This is a genomic window from Streptomyces purpureus (assembly GCF_014648195.1).
Lineage (GTDB): Bacteria > Actinomycetota > Actinomycetes > Streptomycetales > Streptomycetaceae > Streptomyces > Streptomyces purpureus.
The window spans coordinates 217,892-233,677 of the sequence record NZ_BMQQ01000006.1 but is presented as its reverse complement, the minus strand read 5'-3'; the positions used below and the strand labels follow the sequence as shown (position 1 = coordinate 233,677).

The 15,786-nt window shown below is 72.7% G+C and carries 14 protein-coding genes; 6 read left to right on the top strand and 8 right to left on the bottom strand.

Translation table 11 applies throughout. The features are described from left to right. The 6 genes from IEZ01_RS11235 to iolC form a co-directional block, all read right to left on the bottom strand. Positions 1-597 (bottom strand): DUF4291 domain-containing protein, encoded by a 597-nt coding sequence (locus IEZ01_RS11235; RefSeq protein WP_189201420.1) that lies wholly within the window; start codon positions 595-597, stop codon positions 1-3. Positions 598-689: 92 nt separating this feature from the next. Next, positions 690-2,201, bottom strand: a complete 1,512-nt coding sequence (gene mmsA, locus IEZ01_RS11230; protein ID WP_019886511.1) for a CoA-acylating methylmalonate-semialdehyde dehydrogenase — start codon at positions 2,199-2,201, stop codon at positions 690-692. 14 nt (positions 2,202-2,215) lie between these two features. Then, a complete protein-coding gene (gene iolD / locus IEZ01_RS11225) occupies positions 2,216-4,081 on the bottom strand; it encodes a 3D-(3,5/4)-trihydroxycyclohexane-1,2-dione acylhydrolase (decyclizing) (protein WP_189201418.1) in 1,866 nt (621 codons plus the stop codon). After that, positions 4,078-4,887, bottom strand: coding sequence for a 5-deoxy-glucuronate isomerase (gene iolB, locus IEZ01_RS11220; RefSeq protein ID WP_019886514.1), 810 nt, complete (start codon positions 4,885-4,887; stop codon positions 4,078-4,080). Before iolB ends, iolD begins: the two co-directional genes overlap by 4 nt. Positions 4,888-4,916: 29 nt before the next feature. Next, positions 4,917-5,936, bottom strand: coding sequence for a Cgl0159 family (beta/alpha)8-fold protein (locus tag IEZ01_RS11215; protein WP_019886515.1), 1,020 nt, complete (start codon positions 5,934-5,936; stop codon positions 4,917-4,919). Continuing rightward, entirely contained in the window at positions 5,933-6,964 is a 1,032-nt protein-coding gene (gene iolC / locus IEZ01_RS11210) for a 5-dehydro-2-deoxygluconokinase (RefSeq protein WP_019886516.1), read from the bottom strand. Before iolC ends, IEZ01_RS11215 begins: the two co-directional genes overlap by 4 nt. A gap of 137 nt (positions 6,965-7,101) precedes the next feature. On the opposite strand from iolC, the gene IEZ01_RS11205 reads away from it, so the two are divergent. The 4 genes from IEZ01_RS11205 (at position 7,102) to IEZ01_RS11190 (ending at position 10,885) form a co-directional block, all read left to right on the top strand. Beyond that, positions 7,102-8,001 (top strand): sugar phosphate isomerase/epimerase family protein, encoded by a 900-nt coding sequence (locus IEZ01_RS11205; protein ID WP_189201416.1) that lies wholly within the window; start codon positions 7,102-7,104, stop codon positions 7,999-8,001. A gap of 200 nt (positions 8,002-8,201) precedes the next feature. Further along, entirely contained in the window at positions 8,202-8,399 is a 198-nt protein-coding gene (locus IEZ01_RS11200) for a helix-turn-helix transcriptional regulator (RefSeq protein WP_019886518.1), read from the top strand. A gap of 65 nt (positions 8,400-8,464) precedes the next feature. After that, the gene (locus IEZ01_RS11195; RefSeq protein ID WP_052185643.1) at positions 8,465-9,424 is read left to right on the top strand and encodes a LysR family transcriptional regulator; all 960 of its coding nucleotides are present in this window, start codon (positions 8,465-8,467) and stop codon (positions 9,422-9,424) included. Positions 9,425-9,493: 69 nt separating this feature from the next. Then, a complete protein-coding gene (locus IEZ01_RS11190) occupies positions 9,494-10,885 on the top strand; it encodes an alpha-lytic protease prodomain-containing protein (protein WP_189201414.1) in 1,392 nt (463 codons plus the stop codon). A gap of 196 nt (positions 10,886-11,081) precedes the next feature. Here the strand turns inward: IEZ01_RS11190 and IEZ01_RS11185 are convergent, their stop codons facing one another. Further along, the gene (locus tag IEZ01_RS11185) at positions 11,082-12,131 is read right to left on the bottom strand and encodes a zinc-dependent alcohol dehydrogenase family protein (protein ID WP_189201412.1); all 1,050 of its coding nucleotides are present in this window, start codon (positions 12,129-12,131) and stop codon (positions 11,082-11,084) included. Between the two features lie 43 nt (positions 12,132-12,174). After that, a complete protein-coding gene (locus IEZ01_RS11180; RefSeq protein WP_189201410.1) occupies positions 12,175-14,418 on the bottom strand; it encodes an MMPL family transporter in 2,244 nt (747 codons plus the stop codon). A 212-nt stretch (positions 14,419-14,630) separates the two neighbouring features. On the opposite strand from IEZ01_RS11180, the gene IEZ01_RS11175 reads away from it, so the two are divergent. Both IEZ01_RS11175 and IEZ01_RS11170 read left to right on the top strand, forming a co-directional pair. Further along, positions 14,631-15,287, top strand: coding sequence for a TetR/AcrR family transcriptional regulator (locus tag IEZ01_RS11175; RefSeq protein WP_189201408.1), 657 nt, complete (start codon positions 14,631-14,633; stop codon positions 15,285-15,287). 64 nt (positions 15,288-15,351) lie between these two features. Then, positions 15,352-15,663, top strand: a complete 312-nt coding sequence (locus IEZ01_RS11170; RefSeq protein WP_019886525.1) for a heavy-metal-associated domain-containing protein — start codon at positions 15,352-15,354, stop codon at positions 15,661-15,663. Positions 15,664-15,786: the final 123 nt, after the last annotated feature.

The window sequence follows — 15,786 nt, the reverse complement described above, 5'->3', positions numbered from 1 at the left end:
TCAGGGCACCAGACGCCCGAGGAGCGACTCCCCCGCCGGGTAGACCCGCTCCTCGGGCAACAGCGTGCGCGCGGCCTCCAGTTCCCCGGCCCGCACAAGCCCATGGATCTCGTGGGCGAGCGGCGTCACGTCCCTGATCGAGACCGTCCACTCGTCCGCGTACCTGCGCGAGGCGTCCCCGGAGAGCCCGAGCTGCAGCGACCGGTACGGCAGGGCGGCCAGGTGCAGATCGCGCTCGGGATCCCACTGCACCCGCGCGGGCGCGTGGCGCAACTCCCGCTTCCAGGTGGCCTGGTCGGGGTGGAGTCCGCGGGTGTGGTGCGACAGACAGGCGTGGCGCAGGGCCCACTCGAATCCGTCCCGGCTGATCTCGATCGCGAGCACGGTCTCCTGGTCCGGCTTGGTCCCCCATCCGCACCGGTACATCATCCAGAGGAACGACGGCTTGATCCACGTCATCCGCTCCCGCTTCCACGCCTCCGGGAAGCGGCCGTCCCGCGCGGCGGGCAGGCCGAGGGCGGGGGCGTACGCCTGGTAGACGGTGACGGTGGAGTCCGTGTGGGCCGCGCGGATCTGGAACTTCGGAACGTCATGCATGGGCCCAAGCTTGTCACCGGGTCGAACGACCTCACGCCGACGGCCCGGCCGGATGAGGGATCCGGTCGGGCCGTCGAGTTCTGGGGCGGGCGTCAGTGGTTGCGGGGGAAGCCCAGGTCCACGCCGGCCGGGGCCTCGGAGGGGTCCGGCCAGCGGGTGGTGACGACCTTGCCGCGGGTGTAGAAGTGGACGCCGTCGTTGCCGTAGATGTGGTGGTCGCCGAAGAGCGAGTCCTTCCAGCCACCGAAGGAGTGGTAGCCCACCGGCACCGGGATCGGCACGTTCACGCCGACCATGCCCGCCTCGATCTCCAGCTGGAAGCGGCGGGCCGCCCCGCCGTCACGGGTGAAGATCGCGGTGCCGTTGCCGAACGGGGAGGCGTTGATGAGGGCGACACCCTCCTCGTAGGTGTCCGCGCGCAGGACGCAGAGCACCGGGCCGAAGATCTCGTCCTGGTACGCCTTCGCGCTGGTCGGAACCCGGTCGAGGAGCGACAGACCGATCCAGTGGCCGTTCTCGAAGCCGTCGACCGTATAGCCGGTGCCGTCGAGGACGACCTCGCAGCCCTCGTCCGCCGCGCCCTTCACATAGGACGCGACCTTGTCGCGGTGGGCCGCGGTGATCAGCGGGCCCATCTCGGAGGCCGGGTCGTTGCCCGGACCGATCTTGATCTTCTCGGCGCGCTCGCGGATCTTGTCGACCAGCTCGTCGCCGATCGCGCCGACCGCCACGACCGCGGAGATCGCCATGCAGCGCTCACCGGCCGAGCCGTACGCCGCCGAGACCGCCGCGTCCGCCGCCGCGTCCAGGTCCGCGTCCGGCAGGACCAGCATGTGGTTCTTGGCGCCGCCCAGGGCCTGGACACGCTTGCCGTTGGCCGAGGCGGTGGTGTGGATGTGCCGGGCGATCGGCGTGGAGCCGACGAAGGAGACCGCGGCGACGTCCGGGTGCTCCAGGAGCCGGTCGACCGCCACCTTGTCGCCCTGGAGGACGTTGAAGACACCCTCGGGCAGCCCCGCCTCGGCGAGCAGCTCGGCGATCTTCAGCGACGGCGAGGGGTCCTTCTCGCTCGGCTTGAGGATGAAGGTGTTGCCGCACGCGATGGCGAGCGGGAACATCCACATCGGCACCATCGCCGGGAAGTTGAACGGCGTGATGCCGGCCACGACACCCACCGGCTGGCGGATCGCGGCGACGTCGACCCGGTTCGAGACCTGGGTGGACAGCTCGCCCTTGAGCTGGGTGGTGATCCCGCAGGCCAGGTCCACGATCTCCAGGCCGCGGGCGACCTCGCCCAGCGCGTCCGAGTGCACCTTGCCGTGCTCGGCGGTGATCAGCTCGGCGATGGCGTCACGGTTGGCGTCGAGCAGCGCGCGGAACTTGAACAGGACCGTGGTGCGCTGCGCCAGCGACGCCGTGCCCCAGGTCTCGAAGGCGGCCTTGGCCGCGGCCACGGCCGCGTCGACCTCCTCGACCGAGGCCAGCGCCACCCGCGTGGTGACGGCTCCGGTGGCCGGGTCGGTGACCGGGCCCCAGTTGCCCGACGTGCCCTCGACGGGCTTGCCACCGATCCAGTGGTGGACCGTCTTCTCGGTGTTCGTCATTCCGGAATGCTCCTTCAGAGATGGCGGCGTCGGGCGGTGACGTGCCGGTCGTACTCCTCCCGGGCCTTGACCGCCGACGGGCGGGTCGAAGTCTCGGCCACGGGCACATCCCACCACGCCTGGGCCGGGGGCGGGCCCGACACAGTGTCTGCCGTTTTGGTCTCGGTGTAGACACATGTGGGGACGGTCGCCGCCCGGGCCTCGGCGAGGGCTTCTCGCAGGTCACGGATGGTACGGGCGCGGAGCACCCGCATCCCGAGGGACTCCGCGTTGGCCGCGAGGTCCACCGGCAGGGGCGCGCCGGTGAAGGTGCCGTCCGGGGCCCGGAAGCGGTAGTCGGTGCCGTACCGCTCACCGCCGACGGACTCGGAAAGCCCTCCGATGGAGGCGTACCCGTGGTTCTGCAGAATCACCAGCTTGAGTGGAATCCGCTCCTGCACGGCGGTGACGATTTCAGTGGGATTCATCAGGTACGTACCGTCGCCGACGAGCGCCCAGACCGGCCGGCCGGGTGCGGCGAGGCAGACGCCGAGCGCCGCCGGGATCTCGTAGCCCATGCAGGAGTAGCCGTACTCGACGTGGTACTGGTCGCCGGAGCGGGTCCGCCACAGCTTGTGCAGGTCGCCGGGGAGCGAGCCGGCGGCGTTGATCAGGATGTCGTCCCCGGTGACCAGGGTGTCGAGCACGCCGAGGACCTGGGCCTGGGTGGGGACGGCTTCGTCGGGCGCGGCGTAGGCGGCGGTGACCCGGGCCTCCCAGCGCAGCTTCTCCTCGGCGTACTCGCGCGCGTAGTCGTCGGTGACGTGGTGCGGGTCCAGCAGCGCATGGAGCTGTTCCAGGCCCTCGCGGGCGTCCGTGACCAGCGGCAGCGCCGCCAGCTTGTGGCTGTCGAAGGCCGCGATGTTGAGGTTGACGAACCGCACGCCGGGGTGGGTGAACAGGGTCCCGGACGCGGTGGTGAAGTCGGTCCAGCGGGTGCCGACCCCGAGCACCACGTCGGCCGTGCGCGCCAGGTGGTCGGCGACGGCAGTGCCGGTGTGGCCGATGGCGCCGACGTCCTGCGGGTGGTCGTGGCGGAGCGAACCCTTGCCGGCCTGGGTGGAGGCGACCGGGATGCCGGTGAGGGAGGCGAGGGAGGCGAGCGCCTCCTGGGCGCCGCTGTACTTGACCCCGCCGCCCGCGACGATCAGCGGCCGGGCGGCCCGGCCGATCACCGCGGCCGCCGCGTCCAGCTCGCCCTCGTCCGGTGAGGGGCGCCGCACCCGCCAGACCCGCTCGGCGAAGAACTCCTCCGGCCAGTCGTACGCCTCCGCCTGGACGTCCTGCGGCAGGGCGAGCGTGACCGCACCCGTCTCCGCGGGGTCGGTGAGGACCCGCATCGCGGCGAGCGCGGCCGGGACGAGCGCCTCGGGGCGGTGGATCCGGTCGAAGTACTTCGACACCGGCCGCAGGCAGTCGTTGACCGACATCTCGCCGGCGTAGGGGACTTCGAGCTGCTGGAGGACCGGGTCGGCGGGGCGGGTCGCGAAGACGTCGCCGGGCAGGAGGAGGACGGGCAGGCGGTTGACGGTGGCGAGGGCGGCTCCGGTGACGAGGTTGGTGGCGCCGGGGCCGATGGAGGTGGTGACGGCGTGCGCGGAGAGCCGGTTCGACTGCCGGGCGTATCCGACGGCCGCGTGGACCATGGACTGCTCGTTGCGGCCCTGGAAGTAGGGCATCTCTTCCCCGTGCTCGACGAGGGCCTGGCCGATCCCGGCGACGTTGCCGTGGCCGAAGATGCCCCAGGTCGCGCCGATCAGCCGCTGACGCCGCCCGTCCCGCTCGGTGTACTGGCGGGCGAGGAACCGCACCAGCGCCTGGGCCGCGGTCAGTCTGGTCATCGGTATCCCTCCGCGTGGTCCGGGTGGAACCGGATCCGCCACTCCCGGTCCGGGCCCGGGCCCGCCATCACGTTCAGGTAGTACATGGCGTGGTGCGGCTCGGCGATGGACGGGCCGTGCCAGCCGTTCGGTACGAGCACGGCGTCACCGGTCCTGACCTCGGCGAGGACGTGGGCGCCGCCGGGGCGGGACGGGGAGACACGCTGGTAGCCGAGCCCGCCGCCCTCGATCTCGAAGTAGTAGATCTCCTCCAGTTCGGCCTCCTCGCCCGGCACGTGCTCGTCGTGCTTGTGCGGCGGGTAGGAGGACCAGTGGCCACCGGGGGTGATCACCTCGACGGCGATCAGCCGGTCGCAGTCGAAGACGTCGGCCGCCGCGAAGTTGCGGACCTGCCGGGCCTGGGCGCCCGTACCGCGGGCCTCGACGGGAACCTCCGGCGCGGGGCCGTAGCGAGCGGGGAGTCGTCGCCCGCACCTCGCTCCTGCCAGGGCGAAGCGGCCTCCCGCGCCGGAGGTGATCTGTGCCTGGGCGTCGCGTGGCGCGTAGACGAAGTCCGAGACCCCGTCGAACACGCTTGTCCTGCCCAGCAGTTCATAGGACTCGCCGTCCACCCGAACGTTACAGGCGCCGCTCAGCGGAAGCACGATCCATTCGAACTCACCGGTGACGAACTCGTGGCTCTCCCCCGGGCCGAGCTCGACGACCCGTAGCGCGCTGTGGCTCCAGCCCGCGCGCTTGGGGTCGATGTGGACGGCGTACGGGCCCAGGGCCGCGCGGCCGGCCGCCAGATGAAGGTCGTCGGTCATGTCCCGTCCCTACCCTTTCCGGCGTCCGCTCACAGGAGCCCCACGGCCGTGTCGACCGCTCCGGCCACGTCCCCGTCGGCCGGATAGAGCAGCGACCGGCCCGCCACCAGTCCGTGGACGGTCGGCAGTCGCAGGGCGCCGCGCCACTTCTCGTACGTACGGTCCGGGTCGGAGCCCACGTCCCCGCCGAGGATCACGGCCGGGAGGGTGGAGGCGGCCATCACCCGCGCCATGTCGTCCGGGTCGTCGGTGACGGGGACCTTGAGCCAGGTGTACGCGGAGGTGCCGCCGAGCCCGGAGGCGACGGCGAGCGAGGTGGTGACCGCCTCGGCGGAGAGGTCGTTGTGGAGCCGTCCGTCGGGACCGCGGTGGCAGAGGAACGGCTCGACGAAGACCGGCAGATGGTGGGCGGCCATCGCGTCGACGGCGCGGGCCGCGGAGTGCAGCGTGGCGAGGGAGCCGGGGTCGTCGTAGTCGATGCGCAGCAGCAGCTTCCCGGCGTCGAACCGCAGACGGTGCAGGTCCTCGGCCCGGTGTCCGGTGAACCGGTCGTCGAGTTCGAAGGCGGATCCGGCGAGCCCCCCGCGGTTCATGGAGCCGATGACGGCCTTCTCCTCAAGTGCGCCGAGGAGCAGCAGGTCGTCGAGGATGTCGGCGGTGGCGAGGACGCCGTCGACGCCGGGGCGGGAGAGGGCGAGGCAGAGCCGTTCCAGGAGGTCGCGCCGGTCGGCCATGGCCAGCGGCCGGTCGCCGACGCCGAGCGCGCCGCGCCCGGGGTGGTCGGCGGCCACGATCATCAGCCGGCCGCGCTCGCCGAGGAGCGACTCGCGCCGGGTGCGGCGGGCGGCGGCCTCGGCGACGGCCTCGGGGTGGTGGCTGCGGACCCGGACCAGGGCTTCGACGGAGACGGCGGGGGCGGGGGCCGGATCCGTCCGGGGCTTCGGGCCCGTCCGGGGCTGCGGGCCGGGATTCAGACGGGGCTCCTGGCGGAGCTCCTGCCGGGGCGGGGCGGTCGGGTCCGGCCGCGGGGCCGGTGCGTGAGGGGTCATGACGTGGCTCCCGGGAGGCGTACTTCTCCCACCGCCAGCACCTCGTCCACCTCGGGCTCGTACGGCATCGCCGGGGAGCAGGCGAGCCTGCCCGCGACGATCGCGCCGGCGGCGTTGGCGAACCGGATCGTCCGGTCCAGTTCCCAGCCTGCCAGCAGCCCGTGGCACAGGGCCCCGCCGAACGCGTCGCCCGCGCCGAGGCCGTTGACGACGTCGACGGGGACGGGCGGCACCTCGGCGCTGCGGCCGTCGGCGGTCAGGGCGAGGACGCCCTTGGGGCCCTGCTTGACGACGGCGAGGGCGACCCCGGCGTCGAGGAGGGCGCGGGCGGCCGCGTACGGCTCCCGCTGCCCGGTGGCGATCTCGCACTCGTCGACATTGCCGACGGCGACCGTGGCGTGGCGCAGCGCCGCCCGGTAGTGCGGGCGGGCGGCCTGCGGGTCGTCCCAGAACATCGGCCGCCAGTCGAGGTCGAAGACGGTGAACGCGCTCGGACCGCCGTGGTCGGCGGAGCGGGCGGCGAGCGCGGTGAGCGTCGCCGTACGGCTCGGCTCCGCGCACAGTCCGGTGCCGGTCATCCAGAAGATCCGCGCGGCCCGGACGGCGTCGAGGTCCAGCTCGGCGGCGTGGATCTCCAGGTCGGGCGCCTTGGGCTGCCGGTAGAAGTAGAGCGGGAAGTCGTCGGGCGGGAAGATCTCGCAGAAGGTGACGGGGGTGGGGTAGGCGGGGACGGTGGTCACCCAGCGCTCGTCGACGCCGAACGTCCGCAGCTCGCGGCGGAGGTAGCCGCCGAAGGGATCGGCGCCGGTCCGGCTGATCAGCGCCGTACGCCGGCCGAGCCGGGCGGCCGCCACGGCGACGTTGGATGGTGAGCCGCCGAGGAACTTGCCGAAGGTGTCGACGTCGGCCAGCCGGACACCGGTCTGGAGCGGGTAGAGATCCACCCCGAGCCGCCCCATGGTGATCAGGTCGTACGGGGGGCTGTCGTACGGGAGGTCGTACGGGTCGGTCCCTGCGCCGGTCTCCATCCCACGTCCCTTCGCGTCGGTGGCCACGCTGCCCGCGCCCCAGGTCTAGCCCGCTCCCCCGAGCCCTGTCAACATTTTGTCCTTACATTCGGACGTAGTCTTGACGCTTCTTCGCAGGGCTGGCCAAGCTGGCTCGCATGACAGCGCCTTCCCGCATCCGGATCGGTTCCGCCCCCGACTCCTGGGGCGTGTGGTTCCCCGACGATCCCCGGCAGGTCCCCTGGGAACGCTTCCTCGACGAGGTGGCCCGCGCCGGATACGAGTGGATCGAGCTCGGCCCGTACGGCTATCTGCCCACCGATCCCGTCCGGCTCACCGAGGAGACGGCACGGCGGGGGCTGAAGGTGTCGGCGGGGACCGTCTTCACCGGGCTGCACCAGGGCCCGGGCGTCTGGGAGAAGACCTGGGCGCATGTCGCCGACAACGCCGCTCTCGCGCAGGCCATGGGCGCGGACCATCTCGTCGTCATCCCCTCCTTCTGGCGCGACGACAAGACCGGTGCGGTCCTGGAGGATTCCGTGCTGACCCCGGCACAATGGCGCGATCTCACCACCCAGACCGAACGGCTGGGGCGTGAGGTGCGCGAGCGGTACGGGCTGCGGATCGTGGTCCATCCGCACGCGGACACGCACATCGACAGCGAGAAGAACGTCACCCGCTTCCTCGACGCCACCGACCCGGACCTGGTCCAGCTCTGCCTCGACACCGGGCACTACGCGTACTGCGGCGGCGACAGCGTCAAGCTGATCGAGACCTACGGGGAGCGGATCGGCTACCTCCACCTCAAGCAGGTCGACCCGGAGATCCTCGCCGATGTCGTGGCGCGGGGGACGCCGTTCGGGCCCGCCGTCGCCCAGGGTGTGATGTGCGAACCGCCGGGCGGTGTGCCCGCCCTCGAGCCCGTGCTCGCCGCCGCGCGGGCGCTGGACGTGGATCTGTTCGCGATCGTGGAGCAGGACATGTATCCGTGCCCGCCGGACAAGCCGTACCCGATCGCGGAACGCACCCGCCGCTTCCTGCGCTCCTGCGGCGCCTGACGCCCCCTCGGTTCTTCGGTCCCGCCTTCTTCCCGCTGTGCTGCTCTCGTCACATCCGTCCCTCCTCTGTCACGCACTTCTCGGTTACGCGGGCCTTCCGTCACAGAAGGTCAACAAGCCCTCGCGCACTGTCACCAGAGGTCGTTCCCCGGGGCACAGGTCCAGTGATCGTGACGTGATCGCCAGCGGAGGTGCCACAGATGGCCGACAGAAGGCTCTGGTCGTACAAGGACATTGCCGCCCACATCCGGGTCCAGCCCGACACCGTCCGTTCCTACCGCAAGCACGGCCTGCTGCCGCCGCCCGACCATGTGGAGGGCACCAAGCCGTACTGGTACGCGGACACCATCCTCACCTGGGTGGCCAACCGCCCCGGCAACCGCAGCCGTCGCGAGTGACGGCCCCGGAGGGACAGTTGGACCAGACCATTGCCGCCCGGCGGTACGGGCCTCAAGCTCGGGACATGGACTTGGAGTTGAGGCACCTCAAGACGATCCGCGCGATAGCCGACGCCGGCAGCCTCACCAGGGCGGCCACCGCCCTGGGGCTCGCCCAGCCCGCACTCAGCGCGCAGCTCAAGCGCATCGAACGGGCGCTGGGCGGACCTCTCTTCGACCGCGGCAGGGACGGCGTACGGGCCACCGCGCTCGGGGACCTCGTCCTGGAGCGGGCCCGGGTGGTGCTGCCGGCGGTCAGCGAACTCCAGGAGGAAGCCGTACGGTTCGCCCGGACGCGGCGCGAGCCGAGACCCGGCTTCCGGCTCGGGGCCACCCATGGGCCCCTGCTCGGGGGCCTGGTCGACCGGCTCATGGCCTCGGCGCCCGGCGCGCCGGTCACCACCCACACCTCCTGGTCGGAACGGGAACTGGCCGCCTCGGCCGCCGAAGGGCGGCTCGACTACGCCCTGATCGGGGCCTGCGGCGAGAGCCCACCGCCCGAGCCGGGCCGTCTCGCCTGGGCCGAGGTCGCCCGCGACCCGGTCCTCGTGATGCTCGCCGACCGCCATCCCCTCGCCTCCCGTCCCGAGATCGACCTCGCCGAACTGGCCGCCGAGGCCTGGACCGACGTCCCGGGCGACGGCTGTTTCGGCGACTGTTTCGCCGCCGCGTGCGTACGGGCCGGGTTCACCCCGGCCTCGGTGTACGAGACGGATACCGCGTCCTGCGTCCATCTGGTCCAGGTGGGCCGGGCCGTCGGACTGTGCCGGGCCACCTTCCCCGCCACGCCGGGCCTGGTCACCCGGCCCCTCGCGGGGACCCCGCTGGTCTGGCGCCACCTCCTCGGCTGGCACCCGGCGGCCCGCGCGGCCGTCCACGCGCCCACCGTCACCGCGCACGCCCGCGCGGCCCACGCGGACGCCGTCACCCGCAGCGCCGGCGCCCTCGACCCTCTGGGCCATAACGCCGTGGCAGGGGTCAACTGACATCTGCCACAAGCGGCTTCGGGCTCCCTACGGTTTCGGCACACCCCCACCGAACCGAGGAGATCACCCGTGCTCCACCGACACCGCAAGCGGCACCACCGGCCCCTCGCGGCAGCTGGCACCGCGCTCACCGCCGCCGCCTTGGGGCTCACCCTGGTCCAGGGCACAGCGAGCGCGCGTCCCGCCGCCGACACCCCCGCCCGGTCCGCCGCCGACACCCTGGGCACCCGGGCCGTCGCGCCCGAGGTGCTGACCGCCATGCAGCGCGACCTGGGCCTCACCCGCGGCCAGGCCGAGACCCGGCTGGCCCACGAGGCCCGGGCGGGCGCCACCGCCGGGCTGCTCCAGCAGAAGCTCGCCGGCGCCTTCGCCGGGGCCTGGGTCGACGGCGCCGACTCCGCCACCCTCACCGTCGCCACCAGCCGGGCCGCCGACGCCGCCGCGATCCGAGCCGCCGGTGCCCGCGCCACGGTCGTCCCGCACAGCCTCGCCGAGCTGGACACCGCCAAGGCCGCCCTGGACCGGGCCGCCGTCCGCAACTCCTCGACCGCCGTGCCCGTCTGGTACGTCGACGTCCGCTCCAACACCGTCGTCGTACGGGCCAACGAGCCCTCGGCCGCCCGCTCCCTGATCGCCGCCGCCGGCGTCGACCGGTCCCTGGTCAAGGTGGTCCGCAGCGGCGAACAGCCCCGCGCCCTCTACGACATACGCGGCGGTGACGCGTACTACATGGGTTCCGGCGGCCGTTGCTCGGTCGGCTTCGCCGTCACCCGGGGCACCACCCAGGGCTTCGCCACCGCCGGCCACTGCGGCCGCGCCGGCACCACCACCAGAGGCTTCAACCAGGTCGCTCAGGGCTCCTTCCAGGGTTCGGTCTTCCCGGGCAACGACATGGCGTGGGTCGCGACCAACGCCAACTGGACCGCCACGCCGTATGTGAAGGGCTCCGGCGGCGCCAATGTGCGGGTCACCGGATCCGTCCTGCAGCCGGTCGGCTCCTCCGTCTGCCGTTCCGGCTCCACCACCGGCTGGCACTGCGGCACCATCCAGCAGCACAACACCAGCGTCACCTACCCCGAGGGCACCATCTCGGGTGTGACCCGGACGACGGTCTGCGCGGAGCCGGGCGACTCCGGCGGCGCGTACATCTCCGGCAGCCAGGCCCAGGGGGTCACCTCGGGCGGCTCCGGCAACTGCTCCAGCGGCGGCACCACCTTCTTCCAGCCGCTCAACCCGCTTCTGCAGAACTACGGGCTCACCCTCAAGACCCACACGGACCCCGGCGACCCGGGTGACCCCGGTGATCCTGGCGAGCCCGGCGGCACATGGGCGGCCGGCAAGGTCTACAGCGCCGGTGACAGCGTCACCTACGGCGGAGCGACCTACCGCTGCCTCCAGGGCCACCAGGCTCAGACCGGCTGGGAGCCGCCGAACGTCCCGGCCCTCTGGCAGCGCGCGTAGCGGCACGATCCCCAGGCGCGCGGGCCGTGGCTTTCGAGGGGGGCCACGGCCCGCGTACCGCTGCCGGGGCGCTTCCGGGCCGGTGACTGCGATGGTGCCGGTGCGGGGTCCGACCGGGGCCGGTGCGAGGTCCGGTGCCCGGTGCCGGGTGCGGGCTCCGCACCGGGTCCGCTCCGGCCCGGTGCCGCTCCGCGGGTCAGCTCTGCGGGCGTATCACGGTCACCCCCGCGCCGGGGGCCGCCCCCATCGCCGCCAGCGCCTCCGAGGCCGCGGCCAGCGGTATCTGGGAGGTGACCAGCAGATCCGGTCGCAGCGCCCCGGAGCGGACGAGCTCCATCATCGGCCCGTAGGCGTGCGCGGCCATGCCATGGCTGCCGCGTATCTCCAGCTCGAACCCGATCACCCGGTCCATCGGGACCACCGGGTCCCCGGCCGCCGCGGGCAGCAGCCCGACCTGGACGTGGCGGCCGCGGCGCCGCAGGCTCGCCACCGAGGCGGCGCAGGTGACCGGGGAGCCGAGCGCGTCCAGGGACAGATGCGCGCCGCCGCCGGTCAGTTCGCGGATCGCCGCGGCCGTGTCGCCGCCCGGGAAGGCGGAGGCATCGACGCACTGGTCGGCGCCGAAGGTCCGGGCCAGCTCCAGGGCGCGGGGGGCCACGTCGACGGCGACCACCCGCGCCCCGCAGGCCGCCGCGATCATCACCGCCGAGAGCCCGACCCCGCCGCAGCCGTGGACGGCCACCCACTCCCCGGGCGCCACCCGCCCCTGGGCCACCACGGCACGGAAGGCCGTGGCGAACCGGCAGCCCAGCCCGGCGGCCGTGGTGTACGAGAGTTCCTCGGGCACGGCGACCAGATTGATGTCGGCGTGCTCCAGGGCCACGTACTCGGCGAAGGACCCCCAGTGGGTGAACCCGGGCTGGGTCTGCCGCTCGCAGACCTGCTGGTCACCGGCGGCGCAGGAGGGGCAGCTGCCGCAGGCGCAGATGAACGGCACGGTGACCCGGTCGCCGGGCCGCCAGTTGGCGACGTCGGCACCGACGGCCTCGACCACGCCGGCGAGTTCATGGCCGGGGACGTGCGGCAGGGTGATGCCGGGGTCGTGCCCCATCCAGCCGTGCCAGTCGCTGCGGCAGAGGCCGGTGGCCTCCACGCGGACGACGACGCCGTGCGGCGAAGGCGCCGGGTCGGGCACCTCTTGTATGCGCGCGTCCTGTCCGTACTGCTCGAACACCACAGCCCTCATCCGACCGTCCCGCCTCTCCGTCCCGTCCGTGACGGCACCGAACCTAGCCGCCGACCCGGCTCGTGTCCCTCCTGTCCGACGCCCCGGCTTCCCCGCCCTTCGCAGGCGGGTCCGGTGCCGGGCCGGGCGCGGGTATGGAGTCACCCGCCTCGCTGATCCCGAACCGCGCGTGGAAGCGGCGCAGGGGCCCCGGGGCCCACCAGGTGGCGCGGCCGGTCAGCTTCATTACCGACGGCACAAGCAGGCTGCGCACGACCATGGCGTCCATGACGACGGCCAGGGCGATCCCGAGACCGAGCATCTTGATGTTCGTCACCCGGGAGGCTCCGATGGCGACCATCACCACGGCGAGGATCACGGCGGCGGCGGTGATCAGCCCGCCGGTGCGCCGCAGCCCGAACCGGACGGCGTGCTCGTGGTCGCCGGTGGCGTCGTACTCCTCCTTGATCCGGGAGAGGAGGAAGACGCCGTAGTCCATGGAGAGTCCGAAGGCGACGCAGAACATGAGCACCGGGAGCGTGGTTTCGATGGCTCCGGTGGCGGTGAAGGAGAGGAGCCCGGAGAGGTTCCCCTCCTGGAAGACCCAGACGACGGCGCCGAACATGGCGGTGAGGCTGAGCGCGTTGAGCACCACGGCCTGGAGCGGGATCAGCACGCTGCCGGTGAGCAGGAAGACCAGCAGCAGCGTCACCACGGCGATGATCGCGCCGGCCCATGGCAGCCGGTCGGCGAGCGCGTTCTTCGTGTCGACGAGCACGGCGGCCGCGCCGGTGACGGACGTCCCGAAGGGGGCTTCCAGGGCGCGCAGTTCGCCGACGAGGTCCTGTGTCTCCTGGTCGACCGCCTCGCCTTCGGGCAGGACGGAGAAGACCGCGTGGCCCTGGGAGGTGACCGGCCCGTCGACCCTGACCACGCCCGGCACGGCCGCGAGCCGGTCGCGGTACTCGGCGTACTGGGCGGGTGTGGCCGGGCCCTCCGCGAGGACTTCCAGGCCGCCGCCGGGGCTGCCGGGGAAGCCGTCGCGGATGTGCTGCTGGACGACATGGGACTCGGCGCCCCGCGGCAGCTGCCGGTCGTCGGCGGTACCGAACGTGACCCCCAGGAAGGGCAGTCCGAGCAGGACCAGGCCGGTGACCGTGGCGACGGCGAAGAGCGGGGCATGGCGCATGACCAGGTCGGCGGTGCGTGCCCAGCCCGCGCCTGGCTCACTACCGGCGCCCGGCGCGCGGCGGGTGAACAGCCGCCGCAGGTCGAACGCGTTGACCCGGTCCCCGAGCAGCATCAGCGCGGCCGGCAGCAGGACCAGCGCGGCGGCCGCGGCGAGCAGGACGACCGCGATGCCCGCGTAGGCGAAGGACCGGAGGAAGTACTGCGGGAAGACCAGCATCGCGGCGAGCGAGACGGCGACGGTGAGGGCGGAGAACAGGACGGTCCGGCCGGCGGTGCGCAGGGTGACGGCGACGGCTGTGCGGGTGTCCGCGCCGTCGGCGACCTCCTCGCGGAAGCGACGTACGACGAACAGCGCGTAGTCGATGGCGAGGCCGAGGCCGAGCGCGGTGGTGAGGTTGAGCGCGAAGACCGAGACGTCGGTGAATTCGGTAAGGACGCGCAGGACGGCGTTGGTGCCGAGGATGGCGACGATGCCGACGGCGAGCGGCAGCAGGGCGGCGACGGCGCTGCCGAAGACCATGACGAGCAGGAGGAGCGTGACCGGCAGGGCGATCAGCTCGGCCCGTAGCAGATCCTCCTGGATGACCGTCTCCATCTCGTGCTGCACGGCGACCGGACCGCCGACGGTCACCCGCACCGGCCCGTGCGTGCCGCGGTACGCAGGCGAGATGCGGGTGAGCACCTCGGCGGCGGTCTTCTCGTCCCCTTCGATCCGGGCGGCGATCAGCGCCTGGCTGCCGTCCTTGGAGCGGAGGGCGGGTGCCCCGGTCGCCCAGTACGACCCGACGCCGGTGACGCCCTCCTCCGCGCCGAGCCGCTCGCCAAGCCGCCGGGCCTCGGCGGCAACGGCCGGATCGTCGACCCCGGCCCGGCCGGCGTCGATCAGCAGCAGGAGGTTGGGCTGCGAGGCCGGGAACTCCCGCTCCAGCACCTTCGTCGCGTACGCGGACTCCGCGTCGGGGGCCTCCCAGCCCCCGGCGGCCAGCCGGTCGCCCACTCCGCCGCCGGCGAGGACCGCGAGGGCGGTGAGCACCAGCGCGACCAGGAGCGAGAGCCGTGGCCGTGCGGTGACCAGGCGCGTCCAGCGGCCTTCCGCCGGACGGTTGACTTCGGGCATGACGCGGTGTTCCCCCTTCACCATGGCTTCCGTGAGACCTGCTGACGCCCGCCCGGGACCATGTCCGGGGACATACTCGGAGGGACATCAGGGCAGCCCACAGGAGCCGTCCGCTGCCATAGACTGGCAAACACGAGCGACCACTCGCGTTTTTCAAGAATGCGAGCGACCACTCGCGTTTGTCAACCGATCCCGAAAGCTGGGGAAACACCGTGCCGTCGGAGGAACCGAAGCCACGCCGCCGCCAGGCCCGCGGCGAACGCCGTATCGCATCGCTGCTCCAGGCCGCCGCGAACGTCTTCTGCACCAGCGGCTACACCGCGGCGAGCACCAACGCCATCGCCCGCGAGGCGAGCGTCTCGCCGGGCACGCTCTACCAGTACTTCCCGAACAAGGAAGCCATCGCGGTCGAGTTGAGCGAGCGGCTGCTGCATCAGATGCGCGAGACCCACGGCCAGGCCTTCACCCCGGCCAACCTCGCCCTCCCCCTCGACCGGATGCTGGACGCCGTCCTCGACCCCTTCATCGCCTTCAACGTCGAGAACCCGGCCTTCCTCGCCCTGATGCACGGCTCGGAGCCGATCCCGGGCCAGATAGCGGAGGAGCACGACGCACTGCACGCCTCGCTGCTGACGCGGGTCGAGAGCCTGCTCGGCCACTACCTTCCGGACACGCCGGCCGCCGAACGCCACCAGGTCGCCGAGATGACGTTCGCGCTGTTCAAGGCCGGTCTCGACCTCGTGATGACCCACGAGGGCGCCGAGCGCGACGCGTACGTCACCGAGCTGAAGCGGGCGCTGTTCCGCTATCTCGACCCGCTGATCGGAGACGCGGCTCACCCGGCAGAGAGTGGCATCCATACCCCCTAGGGGTATAAGGTGGCAGCGTCCCTCATCAGCGACACACGCACTGCCTCGAAGAGGAGAGTCCGTCATGACGACCGAGACCAAGACCGAGCTGCCCCAGGCCACCGGCTCCTGCTGCTCGCCCACCGGGTCCTGCCACGACAGCGCCGCCGACGCCACGGCCGCCGGTGTCACCACGGTCTATCAGGTCAAGGGCATGACGTGCGGGCACTGCGAGGGCGCCGTCTCCGAGGAGATCTCCGAGATCGCCGGCGTCACCTCCGTCAAGGCCGTCGCCGCCACCGGTCAGGTCACCGTCGTCTCGGCCGCCCCGCTTGACGAGGCCGCGGTCCGTGCCGCCGTGGACGAGGCCGGTTACGAGCTCGTCGGCCAGGCCTGAGCCACCGCGGTCCACCGCGGCCGTCGCGGCCGCTCCGACCGACCGAACCCCGCACCACTCGCGCCCCGGCAGGGCCGTACCGTTGCCACGACGGTACGGCCCCGCTCCCGTTTTGGAACGCAC